Raw genomic sequence first — 24,652 nt, forward strand, 5'->3', positions numbered from 1 at the left:
GGCGGTACATCCCATGAGCCGCCGAGGGTTGGGAACGCCCGTGCTGCCTTCGGACCGAGCCAACGCGACGATCACCGGTTCCGCATGCGGGCCGGGACCGGGCAGGTGAAGAATTCCATCGTCCGGGCGATGTCGGGTGGCATCGCGGGCGACGCGCCGACCGCGGCGCGGGGCCGACCGCTGTCACCAGGTGCGACCCGCCGCCAGGAGCCGTTCCGCGACGAGCGAGACGTGCGGGTTGTCGGCGGCGCCGGGGCGCCGGGCGAGGTGGACCGTGTTGATCGGCGGGTCCTCCGGCACCAGCAGGGGCACCACGGCGCCCGAGGCCAGCTCGTCCAGGCACAGGTAGCGGGGGAGCACGGACATGCCCGCGCCCGCGACCACGGCCGCCAGGACGCCGCGCAGATCCGGCACGGTGATGGCGGCCCGACCGGTCAGCCGTACCCCGAACACGTGCCGCCAGTAGCGCCGGGCGATGGGCAGGTCCTCCGCGTACGTCACCATCGGAACCCCGTGCAGCGCGGCGGGCCCCTCGGCGGCGACCCGGTCGGGACCGATCCGCGCGGCCCACTCGGGCCCCGCCACGAGGACGAACTCCTCGTCGGCCAGCGGCACGGCGCGGAGTGTGCGGCCGCGCGGCCGTGACGTGGAGACGACCAGGTCGAAGTGCCCGCCCCGCAGCCCCTCCAGGAGCCCGTCCGTCAGCCCTGTCGTCATCCGCAGCCGCACCCCCTGGCCGGTCAGCGGGGCGAGAGCGGGCAGTACGCGGGTGCACAGCAGCTCCGCGGGTCCCGCCACGTGCACGGGGTCGGCCACCACGTCCGCCCCGAACCCGCCCCGGTCCGTGACGGCGGCGAGTGTGTCCAGCGGCGCCGAGACCCGCGCGGCCAGTTCCTCCGCCACCGGGGTGGAGACCACTCCGCGCGGGACGCGCTCGAACAGCTCCCGCCCGAGCCGGTCCTCCAGCGACCGGATCTGCGTGGTGACCGTGGGCTGCGACAGGCCGAGCATCCGTGCCGCCGCCGTGAAAGAGCCCGCCCGGTGCACCGCGAGAAAGGTCCGGAGCAGTGACAGATCGAGCGGCGCGGCGGACGGAGTGCCATCGGAATCCCTATGGGGCATGCGCCGAATCCTAGGTTCCGCCTATGTGCGCCGCCTCCACGGGGTGCCTAGCCGAGTGTTCCGGGACCGCGCCGGCCGACGGCTCGTCACACCTGGCGAGGCCCGTCCTCACGGCCCCGCCGCGCCCCTGGGACCCCACCGGTCCCACGGCCCCGCCGCCCCCGAGCGCCTCCCCGCCTGTCCCTTCACCGCCGCGCCGGGCGCCCCGCCCTCACCGCCCCGCCCCCCCCGTGGTCACGGTCCGCTCCGCGGAGAAGGCGCCCCAGGTCCCGTCCGGCAGCTTCGCCCGGATCCGCACCCGCTGGGTCACCCCGGCCTCGCGGCCCACGTAGAAGCTGTAGGTGGCCCTCCCGCGCGGCGGGTCGGCGCCCCAGACGAGGGCCGTGGCGGGCTGCCGGTCCAGCTGGATCTGGTACTCCGTGATGACGCCGTCCGCCTCCGGAGGGTCCCAGGCGAGATCGAGGTAGTACGCCCCGTCGGCGCGGTGGGCCGACGCCTCGAACCCGGTCGGTGCCATCCCGGCGCCCCCGCCCGGCCCGTCGGCGGAGCCCGCGGTGGTGACCCGGACGGCCCCGCTGGCGGGAGAGACGTTGTCCGCCGCGTCCCGAGCCCGGACGGTGAAGGAGTAGCGGGTGCCCGCCCGCAGCCCCGTGACGACGGTCGCGGTCTGCGCGCCGCCGACACTGTGGATCTTCGTGGTGCCCTGGTACACGTCGTACGAGGACACGCCCCGGTCGTCCGTCGAGGCGTTCCAGGACAACTGCGCGGCACGGCTGCCCACCGCCCTGCCGCTCGGCCGCCCGGGGCGGCTCGGCGCCCGGTCGTCCGCCGGGGCGGCGGCGGGCGTCGTCGCGCGGACGCGCGCGCTGGAGGGCCCGAGCCTCCCGTCGGCGGCCCGGGCCCGCACGGAGAAGGTGTAGGGGGTCGACGGGCTGAGCCTGGTCACGTCGACCATGTACTCGGAGCCCGGCACCTCCTTCACCTTGGTGGCGCCCCGGTACACCTCGTAGCGGTCGATCTCGGGAGCCCCGGCCGCCCGGTTCCACATGACGTGCACGCTGGTCGCGCTGCCGGCCGCCGCGGTGACGCCCGCCGGGGCCGCGGGCAGGGGGCCGCCACCACCGGTGTCCGGGCCGGTCCAGCCGCAGGACGCCGTCAGGAGCAGCGCGCCGCAGACGGCGACGGCTCGCAGGGGTACGCGTCGCACAGTGCTGCCCTCCCACGACGGGATTGGTCCGGACCAATATGGGGCCGCCGGTGGGTCCGCATCAAGAGGGCCGTCGTTCGCGACATCCGCCGAACGTTACGTATGCTGATCCTCTTCGCGGCCGAACTCCGCGCTCAACTTGGGGAGTTCGCGCCGACGGTGCGGACCGCTGTCGTCGCTGATCCCGCGCCGGCGAGGGCGGCCGGGCGGCCGGTGTCGGTCACGACCCCGCCGCCCGGCCCCCGACGGGACGTCACCGGGCGTGCACCGTACGGCCCCCCAAGGGTGGCCGTGCCCTGGAACCCCCACCAGATTGGGCCGAGTGTCCGTCAGTGCCCGCCCAGGAGAGGGTTCCCAATCGTGCGCCTCAAGTCGCTGATGGTGGCCGCGGCCGGTGTGGCCCTGCTGGCCCCCACCACGCCGTCCGCCGTGCCGTCCGCGGCGCCGCAGCCCGCCGCCGGACCGCCGGGGCAGGCCGTGCGCGCGCCGGGCGGGAACGTGCGGGCGGCGGATCTGCTGGCGGCCGTCCGCGACTGCGAGCCCGTCTCGCGCGGCCGGTTCCGCAGCGACGACGGGACCTCCGCGGTCATTCCGGTCTGCGGCACGCGCGGCGCCGTCTTCTGGACCGCCGACATGGACATCGACTGCGACGGCCGGCCGGGCCGCCGCTGCAACGAGGAGACCGACCCGCTCTTCTCCGACGCCACCGCCTACACGCAGTCGGACGGCCGCTACCTGGATTCCGAGCGGCTGCCCTACGTGGTCGTACCCGCCGCGAGCGACCTCTGGAACCACCGCGAGCACGGAATCGGCGGTGGCACGGTCGCCGCGGTGATCCACCGGAACCGCGTGCAGTACGCGGTCGTCGGCGACGTCGGCCCCGAGGACATCATCGGTGAGGCGTCGTACGCCACCGCCGAGTCGCTCGGCATCCGGCCCGACCCGCGGGGCGGCGGTACCGCCTCGGGCGTCACCTACATCCTGTTCAAGGACTCGGAGATCTCGCCGATCGAGGACCACGCCGCGGCCGTCGCCCGGGGTGAACGGCTCGCCCGGAAGTTCCTCGGACGCGGCTGACCGGTGCCGTGCCATCGGCCGGTGGCACGGCACCACCGCAACCACGTTCCTGCGGACCGCGGTTCAGACCTTCCGATAGGCGTACGCGTCCGACGCCGCGGCCATCACCGCCGCCAGGTCGGCACCGGCGGAGGCGGCGACGACCGCGGCCACCGCGCCCTCCACGAAGGGCGCGTCCACCAGCCGGGTCCCCGGCGGCAGTTCGTCCCCCTCGGCCAGCAGTGCCTTGACCGTGAGGACCGCGCTGCCCAGGTCGGTGAGCACGGCAACCCCGGCACCCCGGTCCACGGCCGCCGCCGCCGCGGAGATCAACTCCGCGCTGGTGCCCAGACCGCCGCCCGCCACACCGCCCGCGGGTGCCACCGGAGCGGTCGCGCCGCCGCCCGCCAGACCGGTCGCCAGCTCGGCCACCGACGCGGCCACCGCCGCGCTGTGCGACACGAGCACGACCCCCACCAACTCCGCGCCGCCCGCCGTGTCACTCACCGGCCGCCTCCGCGAGAGCCGCCATCAGGAGCGCCGACGAGGTGGCGCCCGGGTCCTGGTGCCCGATGCTGCGCTCGCCCAGATAGCTCGCCCTGCCCTTGCGGGCCTGGAGGGGCGTCGTCGCCCCCGCGCCCTCCTCCGCCGCCGCCCGCGCGGCGGCGAAGGACTCGCCGAGCGCGTCGACCGCGGGCACGAGCGCGTCGACCATCGTCTTGTCGCCGGGCGCGGCGCCCCCGAGCTGCATCACCGCGTCCACCCCGGTGCGCAGCGCCTCGGCGAGCTCCGGGACGCCGACCTCCGGAGCCTCCCCGAGCGCCTTGCCCGTACGCCGCAGCAGCGTGCCGTACAGCGGCCCCGACGCGCCGCCCACGGTGGAGATCAGCTGACGTCCCGCCAGCGTGAGGACGCCGCCGGGGGTGTCGGGCGCCTCCTTCTCCAGGATGGCCGTGACCGCGGTGAACCCGCGCTGGAGGTTGCTGCCGTGGTCCGCGTCGCCGATCGGCGAGTCGAGGGCGGTGAGCCGCTCCGCCTCACGCTCCACGGCCGCGGCGGTCGCCGTCATCCAACGGCGGAAGAAGTCGGCGTCGAGCACTGGGTCTCCTTGCGTGGTAGGTACGTCGATCACTTCCCCGCCCCGTCTCACATGCCCCAGCGAAGGCCCGCCGTGCTCACGGGCGCGTCCCACAGCCGCAGCAGCTCCTCGTCGACCCGGCACAGGGTCACCGAGGCTCCGGCCATGTCGAGCGAGGTGACGTAGTTGCCGACGAGCGTGCGGGCCACCGGGACCCCGCGCTCGCCCAGCACCCGCTGCACCTCGGCGTTGAACCCGTACAGCTCGAGGAGCGGGGTGGCGCCCATCCCGTTCACCAGGACCAGGACGGGGTCGCGGGGATCGAGGTCCTCCAGGATCGCGTCGACGGAGAAGTCGGCGATCTCCCGGGAGGTCATCATCGCCCGCCGCTCCCGGCCCGGCTCGCCGTGAATTCCGACGCCCAACTCCAGCTCACCGGGGGGAAGTTCGAAGGTCGGGCTGCCCTTCGCCGGGGTGGTGCACGGGGCGAGGGCGACCCCGAAGCTGCGGGAGCTCTCGTTGACCTGACGGGCCAGTGCCTCCACCCGCTCCAGCGGGCGGCCCTCCTCGGCCGCGGCTCCGGCGATCTTCTCGACGAACAGGGTCGCGCCGGTGCCGCGCCGGCCGGCGGTGTAGAGGCTGTCGGTGACGGCCACGTCGTCGTTGACGAGGACCTTGGCGACCCGGATGCCCTCGTCCTCGGCGAGCTCCTGCGCCATGTCGAAGTTGAGTACGTCGCCGGTGTAGTTCTTCACGATGAACAGCACGCCCGCGCCGCTGTCCACGGCGGCGGCGGCCCGCACCATTTGGTCCGGCACCGGGCTGGTGAACACCTCGCCGGGACAGGCCGCCGACAGCATCCCGGGGCCCACGAATCCGCCGTGCAGCGGCTCGTGCCCGGAGCCGCCGCCGGAGACGAGCCCCACCTTCCCCGCCACCGGGGCGTCCCGGCGCACGATCACCCGGTTCTCGACGTCCACGGTCAGCTCGGGATGGGCGGCGGCCATGCCCCGCAGGGCGTCCGCGATGACCGTCTCCGCCACGTTGATCAGCATCTTCATGGAAACCTCCTGATGCGACTGGCAGCCGGGCCGCCGGCCGGTGGAGCGGCGGTCCGAGGAGCCCACTCCCGGAAGTATCGGCGCTCGGACGGCGATGGTCACGTGCGGCGACACGGGCGGTCCCGGCGGCGGGTGCGGCGGCCGACGGGACGCGGCCTGTTCGGAACGTTGACTAGAAAGCGCTTACCGTCTACGTTCCCGTTCAGCAGCGTGACCGGCGCCCGGCATTTCGAACCGCGATGCCGAACAATGTGGGCGGCTGGGCTCGATGCTGTGCGGCCCGCAGGTGACCGGCCGACCGTACGGGCATCGCGGCCGCTCCACGGCAACCACGATGTCGAACGTTGTTCGCATATCTGAAGACTGCCTGACTTGGGCGACCGCCCGGCCGGACGGCCGCCGATCCCCCCGCGGCTCTCCCGCGACCCCACGGTTCTCCGCTCGCTCCCCTCGCGGGAACCCCCACCGGAAGAAGAAGGAATCGGGACATGGCTTCTCACGCTCGGCCGCTCGGCCGGCACCCCCGCAGGAATCCCTTACGGCACGGTCTGGTCGGCGCTCTCGGCGCACTCGGTCTCACTATTGGCATGGTCACGACAGGTGCCACCCTGTCCACCGCGCAGGCCGCGACCTGGCCGACGCCCACGAGCAGCGAGGGTGTCTCCTCCACCGTCTCCGTGTCCGGAACCAAGGACTACGGGATGAAGCGCCTCTACGGCACGGGCGACCTGGGCAGCGGCAGCCAGGACGAGGACCAGGGACCGATCCTGCAACTGGCCGCCGGGGCCGTGCTCAAGAACGTCATCCTCGGCGCGCCGGCCGCCGACGGCATCCACTGCCTGGGGAGCTGCACCCTCCAGAACGTCTGGTGGGAGGACGTCGGCGAGGACGCGGCCACGTTCCGCGGCTCCTCCTCGTCCAGCGTCTACACCGTCTCCGGCGGCGGGGCCAAGGAGGCCGGGGACAAGGTGTTCCAGTTCAACGGTGCCGGGACGCTCAACGTCTCGAACTTCGCCGTGAAGAACTTCGGCACCCTCGTCCGCTCGTGCGGGAACTGCTCCACGCAGTACAAGCGGACGATCAACCTGAACTCCGTCGAGGTGACCTGGAAGGGCAGCCGCCTCGTCGGCATCAACACCAACTACGGGGACAGCGCGACCCTGCGGGGCATCACGGTCGTCGGGGACAGCGGCAAGAAGATCGTCCCCTGCCAGAAGTACATCGGCAACGACGACGGCGACGAGCCGTCGAAGAACGGCACCGGGCCCGACAGCACCTACTGCAAGTACGCGACGTCGGACATCACCTACAAGTGAGCCGCTCCGAGTGAGCCGCGGCTCCCGGGGCCGGGCGGACCCGCCCTCGTGCGGGTCCGCCCGACCCGGGAGCGCCCGTCAGGCCCAGGCCGCGGCGACGACGAAGGAACTGTCCTGGCGGAACAGGTCCGTGCCGTCCGAGACGTCCACGCGGAGCTGGTAGTTGTAGTGGCGCAGATAGTGGCCGGGGTAGTTGTACGACTCCAGCCGCACCGAACCGCTGGCCGCGCCCGTCCGCGCGATGAAGGTGGCGTCCCTGGCGAACGTCGCCGAACCGTCGTTCGCGTCGAAGCGGGCCCGGTAGTCCCAGTGGCGCAGATAGCTCCCGGCGGCGTTCCGGAACGAGTAGCCGTTCCCGTCGGCGAGGCCCGCCACGACGGTGAACGTCGAGGCCTGCCGCTCGGCGGCCGTGCTGGAGGCCGTCACCACCGGCAGGTTGAGCAGGGCGGACTGCTCCTGCCAGTAGCGGGTGGTGAAGTTGCCCGACCGCAGTGAGCGGGTCGCCCCCGTCGGCAGGGTCACCCCGCCCGAGACCGTCTCCTTGACCACGGTGAAGTGGCGGGCGGTGCCGGAGATGCCCGGCAGCTTCCTCGGGGCACTCCAGGTGGCGAAGGTGTCGTAACTGTCGCTGTAGTAGTAGCTTCCGTCGCCGTAGCCGTCGAAGAGGATCCGCCACGCGCCGTTGTCGAGCTGCACCAGCGCGGCGCCCTCGCGCGTGCCACCCCAGCCGGCCCAGTTCCCGGTCCTGCTGATCGTGTACGGACCGGTGAGCGAGCCGGCCGTGGCGTACTCGATGTACTTCGACGTCTCGTTCTTCGTGAAGGCGTGATAGGTGGAGCCCGTCCGCACGATGAACGTGTCGATGTGGTTGGCGCCGATGCCCGACAGCTCCACCGGCGAACTCCACGCGGTGAGGGCACTGTTGGCGGCCCTGAGCAGATAAGGGGTGAAGGTCCACTCGTTGCTCGTGGTGGAGCAGGACACGATGACGCCGACGCTTCCGTCAACGTCGACGAACCACTCGGGCGCCCAGGCGCGCGACAGGTTCGCGACGGGGACGGTGTAGTCGTACAGGAACGTCCAGTTGGCGCGGTCCGTGCTCCGGGCGAAGCCGATGGTGCTGCTCGGGTCCTGCCAGGTGTGCGTGGTGTAGGTGATGTAGTAGTAGCCGTCGGTGTGCCTGAAGACGCTGGCGTCGCGGATCCGGTTGGCGGGAGGGGTGTACGCCGACGCCCTGAGCAGCCGGAAGTCCGTCGCGTCGTCCGACTGGTAGACGTTCACGGTGCCGTCGTTGCTGTTGAGGAACGGCACGATCGTGTATCGGGTGGCCGAGCCCCGGGGCGGTGCCGCCGCGGCGGCCGTGCCCAGCAGGCCGGGCAGCGCGCCCAGGGCCAGGGCCGAGACGGGCAGCGCCGCCATCGCGCGCAGCAGGCCGCGGCGGGAGGGCCCGGGGGCGGCGGAGGTTCCGGCCGGGTCCGGCGGGGTGAGGGGACTGTCTGCTCTGGTCACGTGCGGCTCTCCTTGTTCCGGTGGCGCGTGGGTCGGTGACGCATGGGTCGAAGAGGTCCGGGCCCGGTCGCGGTGGCCCGGACGGGGACGCGTGCCCGCGGCCGGCACGTGGGCCCGTCGGCGCCGGGGTCGTCCGCTCCGGGGCCGACGGCGTGCGGGGGTGGCGCCGCCGTGGTGGTGCCACCCGGATGCCGCCGGGGCTGTCGTGCGGGGAGGGCGCGCCCGTTCCGGCGGCCGTGCTCAGTGGCCGACCGAGAACGTGGCGTCGGCCCGGTCGGTCGCGGTGGAGACCGGGTCGACGCGCAGCGCGTATCCGGAGTGCCGCAGGTAGCGGTCGGGGTAGTTGTGGGAACGGAAGGACGTCCAGGACGAGTCGGCGAGGCCGGCTGTCCGGTGGAAGGTGGCGTCCTGGTCGAACGCGGCGGTGCCGTCGTCGGGCTCCAGGACCACCTGATGGTTCTTGTGCCGCAGATGGCGGGTCGGGTTGTTGACCGACTGGAAGGAGACCCCGGACGGGTCGGCGAGGCCGGGCACGAGCCTCCACTGCGCGTCGGTGTACGGATCGAAGGGGTACGGGTCGATGCGGGCCGCGTAGTTGGCGTGCCGGACGTACCGGTCCGGGAAGTTGTAGGACTTCAGCCGGTTCCAGGACGGCGCGCCGTAGCGTGCGATCAGGTTGGTGTACTCGGCCGTGGTGATCGGGTGGATCGTGCCGTGCTTGGAGTTCACCGGCTGCGTGTAGGTGCGCTGGTCGGCGGCGGTCCAGGTGCCGCTCGCGAGGTCGTTCGTGTGCCAGGCGTAGAAGACGCCGTTGGGCGTGTACGTGTCTCCCCAGAGGAACCAGCCGCTGTCGGTGGGGGACTTGACGACGATCGGGGCCTCGGTGCCGCCGTGCGCCACTCCCGTGCTGAAGGGCTGGAAGCTGCCGGGGTTCAGTGAGGTGGAGCGCGCGCCCACAAGTGTCTGCTGTGAACTGTTCTTGTAGTAGAGGTAGTTGACGCCGTTGACGTCCCTGGTGAGGTTGCCGTCGATGACGTCGTGGCCGGGGTCGAAGAACACCTGGGGCGACGAGACGGTCCGGAAGTCGGCGGTGTGGTTCACCATGATCACGTTGTGGCCGCCGGCGTTCACCGCCGAGTAGATGATCCCGTACTGGCCGCGGCCCGGGTCCCAGAAGGCCTCGGGTGCCCAGCTGTGGGTGGCCATCGAGTGCATCCTGAGCCGGCGGTAGTCGGTGAAGCTGCGCAGGTCGGTCGACTGCCAGACGTGGATGTACTCGTTCTGCTGCGTCCAGTCCGTGCCCTTGAGGTCGGTGGCGAGCACCACGAAGGTGCCGTCCTGCTTGCGCATGATGAACGGGTCGCGCAGGCCCCCGGTCCCCTGTGTGGGGGTGACCACGGGGTTGTTCTGGTTCAGGGGCGTCCAGTTGCGGGCGTCGGTGCTGACGGCCAGGTGCAGGCCGTAGTCGGTGCCGAGTCCGTTCGGCGACTCGGTGAAGTAGCCCATGACGAAGGCGGAGTCGGCCGCGCGGGCGGGCCGGCTGCCCGTCGTCGCGGTCGCCGCCACGGCGAGGACCAGGGCCATGGTCAGGACGAGGAGCGGGCGGACTCCCTGGCGGTCGGTGCGGCTCGGTCTGGCGCTCATTGACGTCTCCGGGGCGTGGGGGCCGAGCGGGCGGGGTCCCGAATGCGCACGACGTCCCCCGGCGCGGGGGAGTGCGTCGCCGCCTCGGCTGCTCGATATTTCGAACGCAGTTCGATAAACCGGTCAGACCGTAGGGCGTGGGCGTGAGCACGTCAAGAACTTGGGCATGCCCGGCCACTTCTCGATCAGGCGCGCCCCGTGGGAGCCGGGCCACCGTTCGGAGCACCGGACGCGGGCTTCTCCGGCGCCCTTCCGAGGGGAGGCCCCGGACGGAGGGCGGGGCCTTCGAGGGCGTACGCGCGCCGACTCCGGTGCGGGGTCGCCGGTGTGGGTCCTGCGGCGGTTCCGTACCGGCGCATCCGCTCCGGCGAGGGGCGGACCGAACGGCCGGGGGCGGGCCGAACGGGCGGGTGCGGGCCGACGGACCCGTGGCGCGAACGGCCCGGCGGGGCCCGCGCGACGGTGGCCCGAACCGCCCGGCGGCGCGCGCGTCATGGTGGCCCGAATCGCCCGGTGGGGCCCGAACGAGGGCGAAAGTGGGCCGACCGGCCCTGTCGGAGGTCCGTCGCGGGGCAGAAGGTGGAACGAACCACGGACCGGCACGAGACACCGACCCGGAAGGGAAACACCATGCGCGACGTCGCACCGCAGACGCCCGCCCCCATCACGGACGACGAACTGCAGGCGCTGGACGCCCACTGGCGTGCCGCGAACTACCTGGCCGTCGGTCAGATCTACCTGATGTCCAACCCCCTGCTGACCGAGCCGCTGCGGCGCGAGCACGTCAAGCCCCGGCTGCTGGGCCACTGGGGCACCTCCCCGGGCCTCAACCTCGTGCACACCCACCTCAACCGCGTGATCAGGAACCGCGGCCAGGACGCGCTGTGCGTCTGGGGGCCCGGCCACGGCGGGCCCGCCGTCCTCGCCAACTCCTGGCTGGAGGGCACCTACTCCGAGACGTACCCGGACGTCGGCAGGGACGCCGGGGGCATGGCCGCGCTCTTCAAGCAGTTCTCGTTCCCCGGCGGGGTGCCCAGCCACGTCGCGCCCGAGACGCCCGGCTCCATCCACGAGGGCGGCGAACTCGGCTACTCCCTCTCGCACGCCTACGGAGCCGCCCTGGACAACCCCGGCCTCCTCGTCGCCTGCGTGATCGGCGACGGCGAGGCGGAGACCGGTCCGCTCGCCGCGTCCTGGCACTCCAACAAGTTCCTCGACCCGGTCCACGACGGGGCCGTGCTGCCTATCCTGCACCTGAACGGCTACAAGATCGCCAACCCGACGGTGCTGGCCCGGCTGCCCGAGTCCGAACTCGACGAGCTCCTGCGGGGCTACGGGCACGTCCCGATCCATGTCTCCGGCGACGACCCGGCGACCGTGCACCGCGCCATGGCCGCCGCCATGGACGACGCGCTGGATCGGATCGCCTCGATCCAGCGCGCGGCACGCGAGGAGGGCGCCACGGAGCGCGCCCACTGGCCGGTGATCGTGCTGCGCACCCCCAAGGGCTGGACCGGCCCCGCCGAGGTCGACGGAACGCCGGTCGAGGGCACCTGGCGGGCGCACCAGGTGCCGCTGGCGGCCGTCCGGGACAACCCCGACCACCTGCGGCAACTGGAGGGCTGGCTGCGCTCCTACCGGCCGGAGGAGCTCTTCGACGAGCACGGCGCCCCCAGCGAGCAGGTCCTCGCCTGCGTTCCGGACGGCGACCGGCGACTCGGGGCGACCCCGCACGCCAACGGCGGGCTGCTGCTGCGCGGCCTGCCGCTGCCCGGACTCGACCGGTTCGCCGTCCCGGTGGACAAGCCCGGGGCTTCCCTGCACGAACCCACCAAGGTGCTCGGCGACCTGCTGGAGCACGTCATGCGGCACACCGGCGACCGCCGCGACTTCCGGATCGTCGGACCCGACGAGACCGCCTCCAACCGGCTCCAGGCGGTGTACGCCGCCAGCGGCAAGGCGTGGCAGGCCCAGACCCTGGACGTCGACGAGAACCTCGACCGGCACGGCAGGGTGATGGAGATCCTCTCCGAACACACCTGCCAGGGCTGGCTGGAGGGCTATCTGCTGACCGGCCGCCACGGCCTGTTCTCCTGCTACGAGGCCTTCGTCCACATCGTCGACTCGATGGTCAACCAGCACATCAAGTGGCTGCGCGTCACCCGCCGGCTGCCCTGGCGCGCCCCCATCGCCTCCCTCAACTACCTGCTGACCTCGCACGTGTGGCGCCAGGACCACAACGGCTTCTCGCACCAGGACCCGGGCTTCGTGGACCACGTCCTCAACAAGAGCCCCGAGGTCGTACGGGTCTATCTGCCGCCGGACGCCAACACCCTGCTCTCCGTCGCGGACCACGTGCTGCGCAGCCGCGACTACGTCAACGTCGTGGTGGCCGGGAAGCAGCCGTGCTTCGACTGGCTCACCATGGAGCAGGCGAAGGCCCACTGCGCCCGGGGCGCGGGCATCTGGGAGTGGGCGGGGACGGAGGACGGCACCCGCGAGCCCGACGTGGTGCTCGCCGCCGCCGGCGACGTACCCACCCAGGAGGTGCTGGCCGCCGCGCAACTGCTCCGCCAGCACCTGCCCGACCTCGTCGTCCGCGTCGTGAACGTCGTCGACCTGGCCCGGCTGCTGCCCAGGGAGGAGCACCCCCACGGCATGCCGGGATCGGACTACGACGCGCTGTTCACCCGCGACAGGCCGGTCGTCTTCGCCTACCACGGCTATCCGTGGCTCATCCACCGCCTGGCCTACCGCCGCAGCGGCCACGCCAACCTGCACGTACGCGGCTACAAGGAGATCGGCACCACCACCACGCCGTTCGACATGGTGGTCACCAACGACCTGGACCGCTACCGCCTGGTCATGGACGTCATCGACCGCGTCCCCGGACTCGCCGTGCGGGCCGCCCCCGTACGGCAGTTGATGGAGGACACCCGGCTGCGCCACCACGAGTGGATCCGCGAGCACGGCACCGACCTGCCGGAGGTCGCGGACTGGACCTGGACCGGCTGAGCGGGGCCCCCTCCCGACCCGCCCGCCCTGCCTGTCCTGCCCGCCGTGTCGCCCGCGGACATGTTCGGCCCATATGCGGCCAGTTAGTGACATGTCGGAGTGGTGGACTCCGGGATGCGCTGAGATTACGCGACCCGGCTCGTCGGGCGGGAAGGCGTTGGGGGCGGACATGGACGACACGATCGAAGCGGCACCGGCTCCGGCCACGGTCCACCACGGGGCGGAGGCGGGCCGCGCGGTCCCGCGGCGGACCGGGGAAGGAGCCGAGGAAAGGTTTCGGGGTCTCCTGGAGGCCGCTCCGGACGCGATGGTGATCGTGGACGACACCGGGACGATCAGGCTGGTGAACGCGCAGACGGAGGCGCTGTTCGGGTACCGGCGCGAGGAACTTCTCGGGCGTGCGGTGGAGCTGCTCGTGCCGGGCCGGTTCCGCGACCACCACACGGCACACCGGGAGGGCTACGCGGACAACCGCCAGGTGCGGCCGATGGGTGCGGAGTTGGAGCTGCACGGGCTGCGCAAGGACGGTACCGAGTTCCCGGTGGAGATCAGCCTCAGCCCGCTGGAGACGGCCGACGGGCTCCTGGTGTCCGCCGCCGTACGCGACGTCAGCGACCGCAAGGCCGCCGAGGAAAGGTTTCGGGGTCTCCTGGAGGCCGCTCCGGACGCGATGGTGATCGTGGACGACACCGGGACGATCAGGCTGGTGAACGCGCAGACGGAGGCGCTGTTCGGGTACCGGCGCGAGGAACTTCTCGGGCGTGCGGTGGAGCTGCTCGTGCCGGGCCGCTTCCGCGAGCACCACGCCGCCCATCGCGCGGGCTACGCGGACAACCGCCAGGTGCGGCCGATGGGTGCGGAGTTGGAGCTGCATGGGCTGCGCAAGGACGGTACCGAGTTCCCGGTGGAGATCAGCCTCAGCCCGCTGGAGACGGCCGACGGGCTCCTGGTGTCCGCCGCCGTACGCGACGTCAGCGACCGCAAGCGTGCCGAGGAACGCATCAACGAACTCGCCGCACTCGTCGAGTCCTCCCAGGACGCCATTCTCGCCAAGACCCTCGACGGCCACATCACCTACTGGAACGCCGCCGCCCAGCGTCTGTACGGCTACACGCGCGAGGAGGTCATGGGCCGCCACGTCTCGGTGCTCGCCCCGGCCGAGCGGCAGGACGAGATCGCCGTGCTCCTGTGCCGGCTGCGCGACGGCGAGAAGGTCGAGCACTTCGAGACGCTGCGGCTCACGCGCTCCGGCGACCTGCTCGACGTCGACATCACGCTCTGGCCCACCCGAGCCCCCGACGGCACGGTGATCGGGGCCTGCGCGATCGTCCGCGACATCAGCGACCGCAAGCGCGCCGAGGCGGAGCTGACCATGCTGTACAAGCAGCAGCGGCACATCGCGCTCACGCTCCAGCGGAGCCTCATGGGCACACCGCCCGCCATCCCCGGTCTCGCCACCGCCAGCCGCTATCGTCCCGCGACCCAGGGCGCCGGCGTCGGCGGCGACTGGTTCGACCTGATCCCGCTGGGCGCGGGCCGGGTCGGTGTCCTGATCGGCGACGTGATGGGCCGCGGACTGGAAGCGGCCGCCGTCATGGGCCAGTTGCGCTCCGCGGCGCACGCCCTCGCCAAGACCGGGATGCAGCCCCGCCATCTCATGCAGGCCCTCGAAGCGGTGGTCGCCGACCTCGACGTACCCGACCAACTCGTCACCTGCTGCTACCTGGTGATCGCCGCGGACGCGGGAGAGGTGACCATCTGCTCCGCCGGGCACCTGCCGACGCTCGTCGCCTGCCCGGGCAAGGACACCGAAGCGCTGCCCGCGCCCGTGAACGCGCCGCTCGGCGTCGGCGGCGTCCTGTACGAGCAGTCCCGCTCGGTCATCCCGCCCGGTGCCACGCTCGTCCTCTACACCGACGGACTCATCGAGACCCCCGGCAGCGACATCGAGGACCAACTGGGCCGGCTCACCGACACCCTGAGCGACCTGTTCACCGTCGGCCCCGACCTGGAGAAGGCCGCCGACCACGTCCTCGCCGCACTCCTCCCCGACGCGGAGGGCCACAACGACGACGTCACACTGCTGCTGGCCCGCCTCCCCGAGGCGCCGCTCGCCACGGTCGCCACCGAACTGCCCGCCGCCCCCGAGTCCGTACCCGAGGGCCGTGCCTTCCTCGGCAGGGCCCTCGCCTCCTGGGACTGCACGATCCCCGCCGACGACGCCCGGCTCCTGCTCTCCGAGATGCTGAGCAACGCCGTCCGGCACGCCCAGGGACCCATCGGCCTCCACCTGAGCCGCACCGCGACCGAGCTGACGGTCGAGGTCAGCGACCACAGCCCGCAGCTTCCCCAGCCGCGCATCGCGGAGGGCGACGAGGAGTCGGGGCGCGGCCTCTTCCTCGTCCGCGCACTCGCCGACAGCTGGGGCGTCCGTCCCACCGACGAGGGCAAGGCGACGTGGTTCACCCTCAGACTGTGAGACCGGCGGGCGGGCGTACCCCGGCCGCCCGGGGCCCTCACGCACCACCTGGCCGCCACGGCCCACGGCTCGCGGGACCGTGAGGCGTCTAGGGTGCCTCGTCCCGGGTCCGGCACCACACTCGGTACGCGGCGAGCGCCGTGGGGAGCGTCGGGAAGATCAGGTCGTCGCCGACCGACCCGGCCAGCCCGTAGGCCTCCAGCTCGTCGCGCAGGTCCTGCTTGACGCGGGCGAGGGCGAACACGACACCGCGCCCGGTGAGTTCGCGGCGCAGGGCGTCGACCGCGTCCAGCGCCGTGATGTCGACCTCCACGTTGGCCTCGGTGTTGAGGACGAACCAGCGCACCGGTCCCTCCTCGCCGTCGACCGCGGCCAGGGCCCGGCGCCGGAAGTCCTCGGCATTGGCGAAGAACAGCGGTGAGTCGTAGCGGTAGACCACCAGCCCGGGAATCGTGCGCGCCTCGGGGTAGTCCTCCACGTCGTGCATGCCGGGCACACCGGGCACGAGTCCCTGGACGGCGTCGTGCGGGCGTGCCACCCGGGTCAGCAGCTCCGCGACCGACAGGCCGACGGCCACCAGCACCCCGTACAGGATGTCCAGGGCCAGCACTCCGGCCAGGCACCCGAGGGCCAGCAGGAGTTCCCGCCTGCGGAACGTGGCGAGCCGCCGGAATCCCGTCAGGTCGATCATCCGGACCGCCGCGTACACGACGAGCGCGCCCAGCACGGCCGACGGCGTGCGGGCCAGCAGGGGGCTGAGGAACAGCAGCACGGCGAGCACCCCCGCGCACGCGACGAGCGAGTAGAGCTGCGTACGGGCCCCCGCCGAGGCGGCGAGCGCCGTGCGGCTGGCGCTGCTGCTGACCGGGAAGCCGTGCAGCGCTCCCGCGCCCAGGTTGGCCGCGCCGAGCGCCAGCAACTCCTGGTTGGCGTCCAGCGGCCGGCCCGCGTCGTCGCGGTCGGCGAACGCCCGCGCCGTGAGGATGAAGTCGGTGTAGCCGACGAGCAGCACACCGAGCGCGGGCAGCACCAGGCCCCGCAGGTCGCCGGGACCGGGCAGGTCGAACCCCGGCAGGCCCGCCGGGACCTCGCCGATCACCTTGATCCCGTACCGCTCGTCGAGGTCGAGGACCGCCACGGCGGCCGTGCCGAGCACCAGGGCCAGCAGCGGGCCCGGGACCGTGCGCAGGAACCGCGGCGCGAGGAACAGGAAGACCAGCGCGGCGGCGGCGACGACCACCGTCGCGAGGTGGGCCTCCGTCAGGTTCCACAGGAAGGACCACGCCTGCGGGAAGAACCCGGAGCCCGTCGTCTCCACGCCCGTGAGCTTCGGCACCTGGTCCACCATCATGATCAGCGCCACGCCCGCGAGATAGCCGACGAGCACCGGCCGGGACAGCAGATCGGCGACGAAGCCGAGCCGGACGGCCCAGGCCACCACGCACAGCAGCCCGACGGTGATCGCCAGCGCGGCGGCCAGCACGGCGTAGCGGCCCGGGTCGCCGCCGGCGAGCGGACCGATGGCGGTCGCCGTCATCAGCGCCGTCGTCGACTCGGGGCCCACCGACAGCAGCCGGGACGAGCCCAGCAGCGCGTACAGCACGAGGCCGGGCAGGATCGCCCAGAGTCCGACGACCGGGGGCAGCCCCGCCACACCCGCGTACGCCATGACCTGCGGGACGAGGTACGCGGCGACCGTGACGCCCGCGAGCAGGTCGCCGCGCAGCCAGGCACGGCGGTATCCCGTCAGGGGCTCGATCCCGGGCATCAGCCGGCGCAGGCCCGGGACCTTCCCGCCCGACCGCTGTGCCATGCCTGTCCTCCCGCCGTCCGACCTCAGCATCCACGAGCGGACGCCGGCCCGCGACGGGACGGCCTGCCCGGCGAGGGCACGCGGTCGCCGCGCGGCAGCCGGAAAGGTACCCCATCGAACCCGGGGAACAGGGCCGTTCGGCCGGGGGACGCGGTCGCCTCCGGGCGGCCCGGGCCCCGCTGCCGGGCCCAGGGGCAGCCGGAACGGCGGGCGGACCTGCCCGCGCGGTAGGGATCCCGGGGCGGCCGGCCCGCCGCCCCCCACGCCGCCGGGGCGCCGCGCTCCGCCGCGACACCGCTCCGCCGGTGGTCCACAGTTGAAGTCTGCCGTCGCACCCCGCCCGCTCCGCCCCACGTGATGCCGGAGGACACCTGCCCGACGCCGGAGCGGCCGGGCCGGACGCCGCCGCTCGGGCCGACGCGTCGGGCTCCGACGGCCGGTGTGCCGACAGCGGGGCCCCGGTCCCCGCCCGCTGTGCCGCCATACGACGGCGCGTGGCCGTCGATCCCCGAGCCGTCGATCCCCGAGCCGTCCGACCCCGTCCCGGGCGTTTCCGAGGAGGAGCAGATCATGAGAGCCGCAGTCGTACGAGCGTTCGGTGAGCCCCTGGTGATCGAGGAACGTCCCGATCCCGATCCCGGACCCGGCCAGGTCCGTATCCGCGTGGAGGCGTCCGGACTGTGCCACACCGACATCCACGCGGCCCACGGGGACTGGCCGGTCAAGCCGGACCCGCCGTTCGTGCCCGGTCACGAGGGCGTCGGGACAGTGGAGGCGGTCGGCGACGGTGTCACCCACCTGGAGCCCGGGCGGCGGGTGGCGGTGCCCTGGCTCGGCAGGGCGTGCGGTCGCTGCGAGCACTGCCTGTCCGGCTGGGAGACGCTGTGCGAGCAGCAGGTCAACACCGGCTACGGCTGCGACGGCGGCTACGCCGAGAAGATGCTCGCGTGGGCCGACTTCGCCCGACCGGTGCCCGACGGCATCGACCCGCGCGACGCCGCGCCCCTCACCTGCGCCGGTGTCACCACCTACAAGGCACTCAAGGTGGCCGGAGTGCGCCCGGCCCAGCTCGTCGCGATCTCCGGGGTCGGCGGCCTCGGCCACCTCGCCGTGCAGTACGCCAGGATCGCCGGGGCGACCGTTGCCGCCGTCGACGTCACGGACGCCAAGCTGGACCTCGCGCGCGAACTCGGCGCCGACATCCTCATCGACGCCCGCAAGGAGGACCCGGCAGAGGTGCTCCAGCGGCACGGGGGCGCGCACGCCGTGCTGGCCTGCGCGGTCAACGAGGGCGCGTTCGCCGCCGCCTACGGCGGGCTGCGGCGCGGCGGCAGGCTCGTCATGGTGGCGATGCCCGCGCACGGAACCGTCCAGGTGCCGATCTTCGACACCGTGCTCAAGGGCATCAGCGTCATCGGCTCGATCGTCGGCACCCGCCAGGACCTCGACGAGGTGTTCCGGCTGCACGCGGCGGGCCGCACGCGCGTGATCTCCGTCGCCCGCCCGCTGGCCTCGGTCAACGAGTCGTTCCAGGAGGTGCTGGACGGCAGGGTCGACGCCCGGATCGTCTTCGAGTTCCCGGGCGGACCGTGAGCACCGGCGCGCCGGGCCGGGACGGGTCCGGCCCCCGGGGTGGGATACGGGGGCCGGGCGGGCGCCTGGCGCCGCGGCGCGGTCAGAGGGTCGCGCTGTGGTCCGGGACGCGGGTCTGCAGGTCGCGCGGCGGGCGCTGGTAGCCGGTCGACGGTGGTCGGCGGGGCAGTTCGAGGACCGGCGGCGGCACCTCGTGGTACGGGATCGAGCCGAGCAGGTGGGCGATCATGTTGAGCCGGGCCCGGCGCTTGTCGTCACTCTCGACGATGTACCACGGGGACTCGGAGATGTCGGTGTGCACGAGCATCTCGTCCTTGGCCCGGGAGTACGCCTCCCAGCGCGTGATCGACTCCAGGTCCATCGGTGAGAGCTTCCAGCGCCGGGTGGGGTCCTCCAGCCTGCGGCGGAACCGCTCCTGCTGCACCTCGTCGCTCACCGAGAACCAGTACTTGTGCAGCAGGATGCCCTCCTCCACCAGCATCCGCTCGAAGATCGGGCACTGACGCAGGAACAACTGGTGCTCCTCCTTCGTGCAGAAGCCCATGACGTGCTCGACACCCGCGCGGTTGTACCAGCTCCGGTCGAACAGCACGATCTCCCCGGCTGCCGGCAGATGCTCGACGTACCGCTGGAAGTACCACTGCGTGCGCTCGCGTTCGGTCGGCCGGGGGAGCGCCACGATCCTGGCGACCCGGGGGTTCAGGTGCTCGGCGACGCGTTTGATGGTGCCGCCCTTGCCCGCCGCGTCCCGACCCTCGAAGACCACGACGAGCCGAGCGCCCTCGGCCCGCACCCACTCCTGCACCTTCACCAGCTCCGTCTGGAGACGCAGCAGTTCCCGTTCGTACGGGGCTCGCGGCAACGACGACTTCTTGCCGGCCATGCCGTCTCCTCTGCTCGATCCCTGCGGTTGCCCGCAGCCCTGCGCGTCCTCGGAGCCTTGTGTCCTTGCTTCCCCAGAACTGCACCGTACTGATCCGCGCGGCACCCCGCACCCGCTCCGGCACCGCGCGCGAGCCCGCTCCACCGGGGTGCGCCGACGGCCGCCCGACCACCGGTGGGGGTCCGTGCCGAGCGCGCGACGGGCGTGCGGCGGGCGCGCGCAACCGGACGGTCCGCGGAACCACGCGGCCCGGTACGGGGTTTGACGTGGCGGCGCCCGGTAACCCGGAGAGCGTGTCAGCCATGGAGCAGCAGGAACTCGTCCGATTCCTCGAGGACCGCTTCGCCTGCGCGCAGGCCTGCAGCGAGTGTGCCCGGATGTGCGCCCTTCGCGTGAGCCTCACCGACTTCGACGCCCCCGACGACCAGCGCGAAGTGCGCCGCAAGGGCATTCTCTGCGCGGAGGTCTGCGACGCGACCTGCCGTGTGCTCGCCGAGGAGACCGCGCGGGACGAGGACGGCATGCGGTCCCAGGTCGAGTGGTGCCGGACCGTGTGCCTGGAGACCGCGCAGGCCTTCGACCGCAGTCCCGGCGCCGAGAAGGGCGCGCAGGTCTGCCGCGACTGCGCCCGCGCCTGCACGGAGTTCCTCGCCCTGCTGCGCTGACGCCGGGACGGGCCGCCCCGGCGTCAGCGTTCGCGCACGCCCCGAGCCCGCTCAGGTGCCGCGTGCGTGTCCGTGTCCGTCTTCGTGCCCGCGTCCGCATCCGCGTCCGGGTGCGTACGGCACCGCTCAGGTCCCGAGCGCGCGCCCGACCCGGAGGTTCCAGCGCCCGGCCCGCCCGCTCAACTCCGTTGCCGTCAGCGGCGGTACGTCCAGGCGCCAGAACGCCGACTCCGGCGCCCCCAGCGCCCGTACCACCGCCGCCCGTACGATCTCCGGCTCGACGACGGCGATGATCCGCCCGGACGCGGCCGTGGCCGTGGCCGGGGAAGGGGCAGGGGACCCGTCGGTGGACGCAGACGCAGACGCAGAAGCAGACCCGGAGTCGGCCCCGGTGCCGGTCGCGGCGCCCTCCGCGTCCGGTGCCGACACCGCCTCGAGCCACGCCGCGACCCGCTCGCACAACGCCCGTACCGACTCGCCCCCGTGCGGCGCCGACGCGGGGTCCGCGAGCCACTGGCCCACCGCGTCCGGCTCCTCGGCGCCGACCTCCGCGAGCGTCGCGCCGCGCCAGCGGCCCACGTCCAGCCCGGAGAGGTCCTCGGCCACGACGGCGTCGAGGCCCAGCGCGGCAGCCGTCTCCCGGCAGCGCGCGCTCGGCGAGACCAGGACGCGCAGCGCGGCGGGCACCGAGCCCGCGGCCGCCTCGGCGAGCCGCAGACCGGCCGCCTCGACGGGCTGCCCGTCGTCGAAGCGCGCCTCCCGCAGCGCGGCACCCATCGCCGGTGAGATCAACATCACGCGTCTGGTCATCTCTCGGTCCACGCCTTCCGCATGTGCTCAACGCCCTTGTCCGTACCGGGAATTGGGGGGTGACCAGCGCACTGGCGCACGCCCCCGCAGGCCGTGCGCCCTTGGCCGCGACCCCGCTTCGCGGTACCTTCTCGTCGATGTTGACGACGGTTCGACGGAAGCCGGTGGGAATCCGGCACGGTCGCGCCACTGTAAGCCCCGCGCCAGCCGCCCCCGCCAGGGGCGGTGAAGGTCGAGCAAGTCAGACCCGTGGCCGTCGTCCTGTGCACCACCACGATGGGACGCGAGTTCCCCAGGAGGTCCTGCCATGGCGCAGTCCGTCGCTCAGCCGACCGCAACCACCCCCGCCGTACCCGCACAGCTGCCGATCGGTGCGATCGCCCCCTGGGCGGTCTTCTTCGGCATCCTGATGCTGGTGCTGCTCTACTTCGTCGGCGCCGAACAGGGCGCCACCTCCCTCGTGTCCGGGGAGGGCGTGCACGAATGGGTGCACGACGCCCGCCACCTGCTCGGCTTCCCCTGCCACTGACGGCGACAAGGAACTCCAGGAACCGAACAGGACATCCATGAACTCCGTCACCGTCAGAAACCTTCTGGTGCGCGGGATGCTCGCGGGTCTCGCCGCGGGTGTACTCGCCCTGGTCGTCGCGTACTTCCTCGCCGAACCGCGGGTGGACGAGGCGATCGCCTTCGAGGAGGCCCACGCCCACGAGCACGGCGGGGAGGAACTCGTGAGCAGGGCCGTGCAGTCCACCGCGGGCCTCGGCACCGGTGTACTCGTCTACGGCGTGGCGTTCGGCGGCATCGCCGCCCTCGCGTACTGCTTCGCACTCGGCAGGATCGGCCGCTTCGGGCCGCGCGCGAGCGCGCTGCTCCTGGCCGCGGGCGGTCTGGTCGCGGTCTACGTCGTGCCGTTCCTCAAGTACCCGGCGAATCCGCCGGCCGTCGGGGACCCCGACACCCTCGACCAGCGCACCGCGCTGTTCTTCCTGATGATCGTGCTCAGTGTGCTGCTGGCGGTCGCCGCGGTGATCCTCGGCAAGCGTCTGGCCGGGCGTCTGGGCACCTGGAACGCCACGGTGGCGGCGGGCGCTTCCTACCTGCTGGCCGTCGGCATCGCGTACGCGTTCCTGCCGTCGTTCGCCGAGGCGCCGGAAGGCTTCCCCGCCACCCTGCTGTGGCAGTACCGCGTGGCGACCCTGGCCATCCAGGCGACCCTGTGGACCGCCTTCGGCCTGATCTTCGGACTGCTCGCGGAGCGCGTACTGGCGCCCCGCCCGTCGGAGAGCGGGGGGACGACGCCCGACGCGAGGGCAACTCCCGTCGCGCACTGACCCGTTCGCTCGCGTGAGGCCCCCGGGACCACGGTCCCGGGGGCCTCACGCGTGAGTGGAGGTCCGGCGGGCCACGGCGGGCGGGCGCGCGTGCAGCCGTACGTGTCACCGGCATTCACAATTTCTGGAACACGTTCTACGGTGTGCGCCGTCAGGACGGAGCGGCCGGGCCCGCGGTCCGGCGGGAGCCAGGAGGCGCCGTGCATCTCGAATACACGCCGGAGCAGCAGCGGTTGCGCACCGAACTGCGCGCCTACTTCGCGGAGCTGGTCCCGGACGCGGTGTACGCCCGCTACGGCGACCCGGCGGCGCAGAAGCGCTTCTACCGGGACACCGTGCGCCGCCTGGGCGCGGACGGCTGGCTCGGCGTGGGCTGGCCGAAGGAGTACGGCGGACGCGGACTGACTCCGATGGAGCAGTTCATCTTCTTCGACGAGGCGGCCCAGGCCGGTGTGCCACTGCCGCTGATGGCGCTGAACACGGTCGGGCCGACGATCATGCAGTACGGCAGCGACGAGCAGAAGGCGTACTTCCTGCCGAAGGTCCTCTCCGGCGAGATCGACTTCGCGATCGGCTACAGCGAGCCCGACGCGGGCACGGACCTCGCCGCGCTCAGGACCCGTGCCGTCCGCGAGGGCGACGAGAGCACCGGGCACTACACCGTGAACGGCCAGAAGATCTGGACGACCAACGGCGACACCGCCGACTGGGTGTGGCTCGCCGTCCGGACCGACCCGGACGCCCCGCCCCACAAGGGCATCACGATGCTCCTCGTACCGACCTCGGACCCCGGCTACTCGTGCACGATCATCAACACCCTCGCCTCCCACGACACCACCGCCAGCTACTACGAGGACATCCGCGTCCCCGCCTCCCGTCGCGTGGGCGCGGAGAACAAGGGCTGGCGGCTGATCACGAACCAGCTCAACCACGAGAGGGTCACCCTCGCCGCGCACGGCACGATGGCCATCCGCGCGCTGCACGACGTCCAGCGCTGGGCCATGGAGACCAAGCTCGCCGACGGCCGCCGCGTCGTCGACCTCCCCTGGGTGCGCCGACTGCTCGCCCGCACCCACACCCGGCTCGACGCGATGAAGCTCCTCAACTGGCAGATGGTGAACGCCGTCCAGGACGGCACCCTGACCCCGCAGGACGCGTCGGCGGTCAAGGTGTACGGCTCCGAGGCACGCCGCGACGCGTACGCGTGGCTGATGGAGGCCGTCGCCGTGTCCGGAGTCCTCAAGGACGGCTCGGCGGGCGCCGTACTGCACGGAGAACTGGAACGCGGCTACCGCTCAGCCGTGATCTTCACCTTCGGCGGCGGCAACAACGAGATCCAGCGCGAGATCATCTCGTGGATCGGGCTGGGTATGCCGAGGGTGCGGCGATAGCCGCGTTGTGACGAGGCCTTTTGGCATGCCTCCTGCTGCCGGGAATGGTCTGTGGTGCCTGCGGCACGGCACTGGATTCCTCACTCGCCGGGACGACGACCCGGGACGGCGAGCGCTGGACGTACCTGTACGACTCCGTCGGGCGGCACGTGGCGAAGCGGCGACTTGACGACGGGGGAAGCCGTCGCCGACGAGATCCGCTTCTCCTGGGACGGTACGAGGCCCATCGAGCAGGTCACCCGCGCCGGCCGGGCCACGTCGTGGGACCACCGCCCGGGAGGTCACCAGCCGATGGCCCAGCTCGACCGGCCCGGCGCCGGCCGGGACGCGCGCTTCCACGCCATCGTCACCGACCTGTCGGGCGCTCCGTCCAAGCCGGTCTCCGCCGACGGTGAGGTGGCCCGGCAGCCCCGCACGACCGTGTGGGGGCACCGACGAGGGCCGGGCGCTCGGAGGAGCGTGACCCGGTGCCGACTGTCGAGCCCGGTCACAGGCCCGCGGTCGGCCCGCGACATGACCGGCCGTGGGATCTCGCCGCCCAGGCCAGCCCCGGGGGGTTCCGTGACCACGGCCCGGAGGGAAGGGCCGGAGGGGGCCTGAAGGTCCGGGCGGTGCCGTTCGAGCACTCCGGCTCGGGGGTTGCGCAGGGGAGGTGTCCGCAGGCCGGAGCGGTGTC

At 72.8% G+C, this 24,652-nt stretch carries 19 protein-coding genes and 1 riboswitch; of the genes, 9 read left to right on the forward strand and 10 right to left on the reverse strand.

The features are described from left to right. Nucleotides 1–183: 183 nt before the first annotated feature. Together IE265_RS13860 and IE265_RS13865 are read right to left on the reverse strand one after the other, a co-directional pair. Complete coding sequence (locus tag IE265_RS13860; protein WP_190035818.1) at nucleotides 184–1,122, reverse strand: LysR family transcriptional regulator; 939 nt, start codon at nucleotides 1,120–1,122, stop codon at nucleotides 184–186. Nucleotides 1,123–1,333: 211 nt separating this feature from the next. Further along, nucleotides 1,334–2,329 (reverse strand): fibronectin type III domain-containing protein, encoded by a 996-nt coding sequence (locus IE265_RS13865; protein WP_190035819.1) that lies wholly within the window; start codon nucleotides 2,327–2,329, stop codon nucleotides 1,334–1,336. A gap of 360 nt (nucleotides 2,330–2,689) precedes the next feature. Between IE265_RS13865 and IE265_RS13870 the strand changes: the two genes are divergently transcribed. After that, nucleotides 2,690–3,406: a glycoside hydrolase family 75 protein gene (locus IE265_RS13870; protein WP_190035820.1), complete on the forward strand. Its 717-nt coding sequence runs from the start codon at nucleotides 2,690–2,692 to the stop codon at nucleotides 3,404–3,406. Nucleotides 3,407–3,469: 63 nt separating this feature from the next. Here IE265_RS13870 and IE265_RS13875 read toward each other — a convergent pair whose 3' ends face one another. From IE265_RS13875 to dhaK, 3 genes are read right to left on the reverse strand one after another with little or no spacing between them, the layout of a single operon-like run. Then, the gene (locus IE265_RS13875) at nucleotides 3,470–3,892 is read right to left on the reverse strand and encodes a PTS sugar transporter subunit IIA domain-containing protein (RefSeq protein ID WP_190035821.1); all 423 of its coding nucleotides are present in this window, start codon (nucleotides 3,890–3,892) and stop codon (nucleotides 3,470–3,472) included. Then, nucleotides 3,885–4,484: a dihydroxyacetone kinase subunit DhaL gene (gene dhaL, locus IE265_RS13880; protein ID WP_190035822.1), complete on the reverse strand. Its 600-nt coding sequence runs from the start codon at nucleotides 4,482–4,484 to the stop codon at nucleotides 3,885–3,887. Before dhaL ends, IE265_RS13875 begins: the two co-directional genes overlap by 8 nt. A 47-nt stretch (nucleotides 4,485–4,531) precedes the next feature. Further along, on the reverse strand, nucleotides 4,532–5,524 hold the full coding sequence (gene dhaK, locus IE265_RS13885; RefSeq protein WP_190035823.1) for a dihydroxyacetone kinase subunit DhaK: 993 nt from the start codon (nucleotides 5,522–5,524) through the stop codon (nucleotides 4,532–4,534). A gap of 488 nt (nucleotides 5,525–6,012) precedes the next feature. On the opposite strand from dhaK, the gene IE265_RS13890 reads away from it, so the two are divergent. Continuing rightward, nucleotides 6,013–6,840: a pectate lyase gene (locus IE265_RS13890; RefSeq protein ID WP_373302947.1), complete on the forward strand. Its 828-nt coding sequence runs from the start codon at nucleotides 6,013–6,015 to the stop codon at nucleotides 6,838–6,840. 78 nt (nucleotides 6,841–6,918) lie between these two features. On the opposite strand, the gene IE265_RS13895 is transcribed toward IE265_RS13890, so the two are convergent. Then, complete coding sequence (locus IE265_RS13895) at nucleotides 6,919–8,259, reverse strand: AbfB domain-containing protein (RefSeq protein WP_190035971.1); 1,341 nt, start codon at nucleotides 8,257–8,259, stop codon at nucleotides 6,919–6,921. 330 nt (nucleotides 8,260–8,589) lie between these two features. After that, nucleotides 8,590–9,933, reverse strand: a complete 1,344-nt coding sequence (locus IE265_RS13900; RefSeq protein ID WP_229916189.1) for a glycoside hydrolase family 43 protein — start codon at nucleotides 9,931–9,933, stop codon at nucleotides 8,590–8,592. Nucleotides 9,934–10,623: 690 nt separating this feature from the next. Here IE265_RS13900 and IE265_RS13905 point away from each other — a divergent pair. Together IE265_RS13905 and IE265_RS13910 are read left to right on the forward strand one after the other, a co-directional pair. Further along, complete coding sequence (locus tag IE265_RS13905; protein WP_190035826.1) at nucleotides 10,624–13,008, forward strand: phosphoketolase family protein; 2,385 nt, start codon at nucleotides 10,624–10,626, stop codon at nucleotides 13,006–13,008. A gap of 169 nt (nucleotides 13,009–13,177) precedes the next feature. Then, entirely contained in the window at nucleotides 13,178–15,487 is a 2,310-nt protein-coding gene (locus tag IE265_RS13910; protein ID WP_190035827.1) for a SpoIIE family protein phosphatase, read from the forward strand. Nucleotides 15,488–15,575: 88 nt separating this feature from the next. Here IE265_RS13910 and IE265_RS13915 read toward each other — a convergent pair whose 3' ends face one another. Further along, the gene (locus tag IE265_RS13915) at nucleotides 15,576–17,300 is read right to left on the reverse strand and encodes a SulP family inorganic anion transporter (RefSeq protein ID WP_190035828.1); all 1,725 of its coding nucleotides are present in this window, start codon (nucleotides 17,298–17,300) and stop codon (nucleotides 15,576–15,578) included. Between the two features lie 570 nt (nucleotides 17,301–17,870). Between IE265_RS13915 and IE265_RS13920 the strand changes: the two genes are divergently transcribed. Next, nucleotides 17,871–18,893: a zinc-dependent alcohol dehydrogenase gene (locus tag IE265_RS13920; protein ID WP_190035829.1), complete on the forward strand. Its 1,023-nt coding sequence runs from the start codon at nucleotides 17,871–17,873 to the stop codon at nucleotides 18,891–18,893. An 82-nt stretch (nucleotides 18,894–18,975) separates the two neighbouring features. Here IE265_RS13920 and ppk2 read toward each other — a convergent pair whose 3' ends face one another. After that, nucleotides 18,976–19,776, reverse strand: coding sequence for a polyphosphate kinase 2 (gene ppk2 / locus IE265_RS13925; protein WP_190035830.1), 801 nt, complete (start codon nucleotides 19,774–19,776; stop codon nucleotides 18,976–18,978). A gap of 302 nt (nucleotides 19,777–20,078) precedes the next feature. Here ppk2 and IE265_RS13930 point away from each other — a divergent pair, with 302 nt between their 5' ends. Beyond that, the gene (locus IE265_RS13930) at nucleotides 20,079–20,441 is read left to right on the forward strand and encodes a four-helix bundle copper-binding protein (protein ID WP_190035831.1); all 363 of its coding nucleotides are present in this window, start codon (nucleotides 20,079–20,081) and stop codon (nucleotides 20,439–20,441) included. A 126-nt stretch (nucleotides 20,442–20,567) separates the two neighbouring features. Here IE265_RS13930 and IE265_RS13935 read toward each other — a convergent pair whose 3' ends face one another. Next, entirely contained in the window at nucleotides 20,568–21,251 is a 684-nt protein-coding gene (locus tag IE265_RS13935) for a histidine phosphatase family protein (RefSeq protein ID WP_190035832.1), read from the reverse strand. Between the two features lie 130 nt (nucleotides 21,252–21,381). Continuing rightward, nucleotides 21,382–21,523, forward strand: a riboswitch (cobalamin riboswitch). A 35-nt stretch (nucleotides 21,524–21,558) separates the two neighbouring features. On the opposite strand from IE265_RS13935, the gene IE265_RS13940 reads away from it, so the two are divergent. The 3 genes from IE265_RS13940 to IE265_RS13950 all read left to right on the forward strand — a co-directional run bounded on the left by IE265_RS13940 (nucleotide 21,559) and on the right by IE265_RS13950 (nucleotide 23,976). Continuing rightward, a complete protein-coding gene (locus IE265_RS13940) occupies nucleotides 21,559–21,780 on the forward strand; it encodes a CbtB domain-containing protein (protein ID WP_190035833.1) in 222 nt (73 codons plus the stop codon). A 37-nt stretch (nucleotides 21,781–21,817) separates the two neighbouring features. Then, a complete protein-coding gene (locus tag IE265_RS13945; protein ID WP_190035834.1) occupies nucleotides 21,818–22,585 on the forward strand; it encodes a CbtA family protein in 768 nt (255 codons plus the stop codon). 200 nt (nucleotides 22,586–22,785) lie between these two features. Next, complete coding sequence (locus IE265_RS13950) at nucleotides 22,786–23,976, forward strand: acyl-CoA dehydrogenase family protein (RefSeq protein ID WP_190035835.1); 1,191 nt, start codon at nucleotides 22,786–22,788, stop codon at nucleotides 23,974–23,976. The last annotated feature ends 676 nt before the right edge of the window (nucleotides 23,977–24,652 follow it).

Source organism: Streptomyces fructofermentans (assembly GCF_014651055.1).
GTDB lineage: Bacteria > Actinomycetota > Actinomycetes > Streptomycetales > Streptomycetaceae > Streptomyces > Streptomyces fructofermentans.

What these genes read in the sequence shown, in the direction of transcription:
- IE265_RS13935 (WP_190035832.1), bottom strand. Translation starts at nt 21,251, where the DNA reads ATGACCAGACGCGTGATGTTGATCTCACCGGCGATGGGTGCCGCGCTG.
- IE265_RS13890 (WP_373302947.1), top strand. Translation starts at nt 6,013, where the DNA reads ATGGCTTCTCACGCTCGGCCGCTCGGCCGGCACCCCCGCAGGAATCCC.
- IE265_RS13945 (WP_190035834.1), top strand. Translation starts at nt 21,818, where the DNA reads ATGAACTCCGTCACCGTCAGAAACCTTCTGGTGCGCGGGATGCTCGCG.
- IE265_RS13920 (WP_190035829.1), top strand. Translation starts at nt 17,871, where the DNA reads ATGAGAGCCGCAGTCGTACGAGCGTTCGGTGAGCCCCTGGTGATCGAG.
- IE265_RS13915 (WP_190035828.1), bottom strand. Translation starts at nt 17,300, where the DNA reads ATGGCACAGCGGTCGGGCGGGAAGGTCCCGGGCCTGCGCCGGCTGATG.
- IE265_RS13910 (WP_190035827.1), top strand. Translation starts at nt 13,178, where the DNA reads ATGGACGACACGATCGAAGCGGCACCGGCTCCGGCCACGGTCCACCAC.
- IE265_RS13900 (WP_229916189.1), bottom strand. Translation starts at nt 9,933, where the DNA reads ATGGCCCTGGTCCTCGCCGTGGCGGCGACCGCGACGACGGGCAGCCGG.
- IE265_RS13940 (WP_190035833.1), top strand. Translation starts at nt 21,559, where the DNA reads ATGGCGCAGTCCGTCGCTCAGCCGACCGCAACCACCCCCGCCGTACCC.
- IE265_RS13895 (WP_190035971.1), bottom strand. Translation starts at nt 8,259, where the DNA reads ATGGCGGCGCTGCCCGTCTCGGCCCTGGCCCTGGGCGCGCTGCCCGGC.
- IE265_RS13860 (WP_190035818.1), bottom strand. Translation starts at nt 1,122, where the DNA reads ATGCCCCATAGGGATTCCGATGGCACTCCGTCCGCCGCGCCGCTCGAT.
- ppk2 (WP_190035830.1), bottom strand. Translation starts at nt 19,776, where the DNA reads ATGGCCGGCAAGAAGTCGTCGTTGCCGCGAGCCCCGTACGAACGGGAA.
- IE265_RS13905 (WP_190035826.1), top strand. Translation starts at nt 10,624, where the DNA reads ATGCGCGACGTCGCACCGCAGACGCCCGCCCCCATCACGGACGACGAA.
- dhaK (WP_190035823.1), bottom strand. Translation starts at nt 5,524, where the DNA reads ATGAAGATGCTGATCAACGTGGCGGAGACGGTCATCGCGGACGCCCTG.
- IE265_RS13930 (WP_190035831.1), top strand. Translation starts at nt 20,079, where the DNA reads ATGGAGCAGCAGGAACTCGTCCGATTCCTCGAGGACCGCTTCGCCTGC.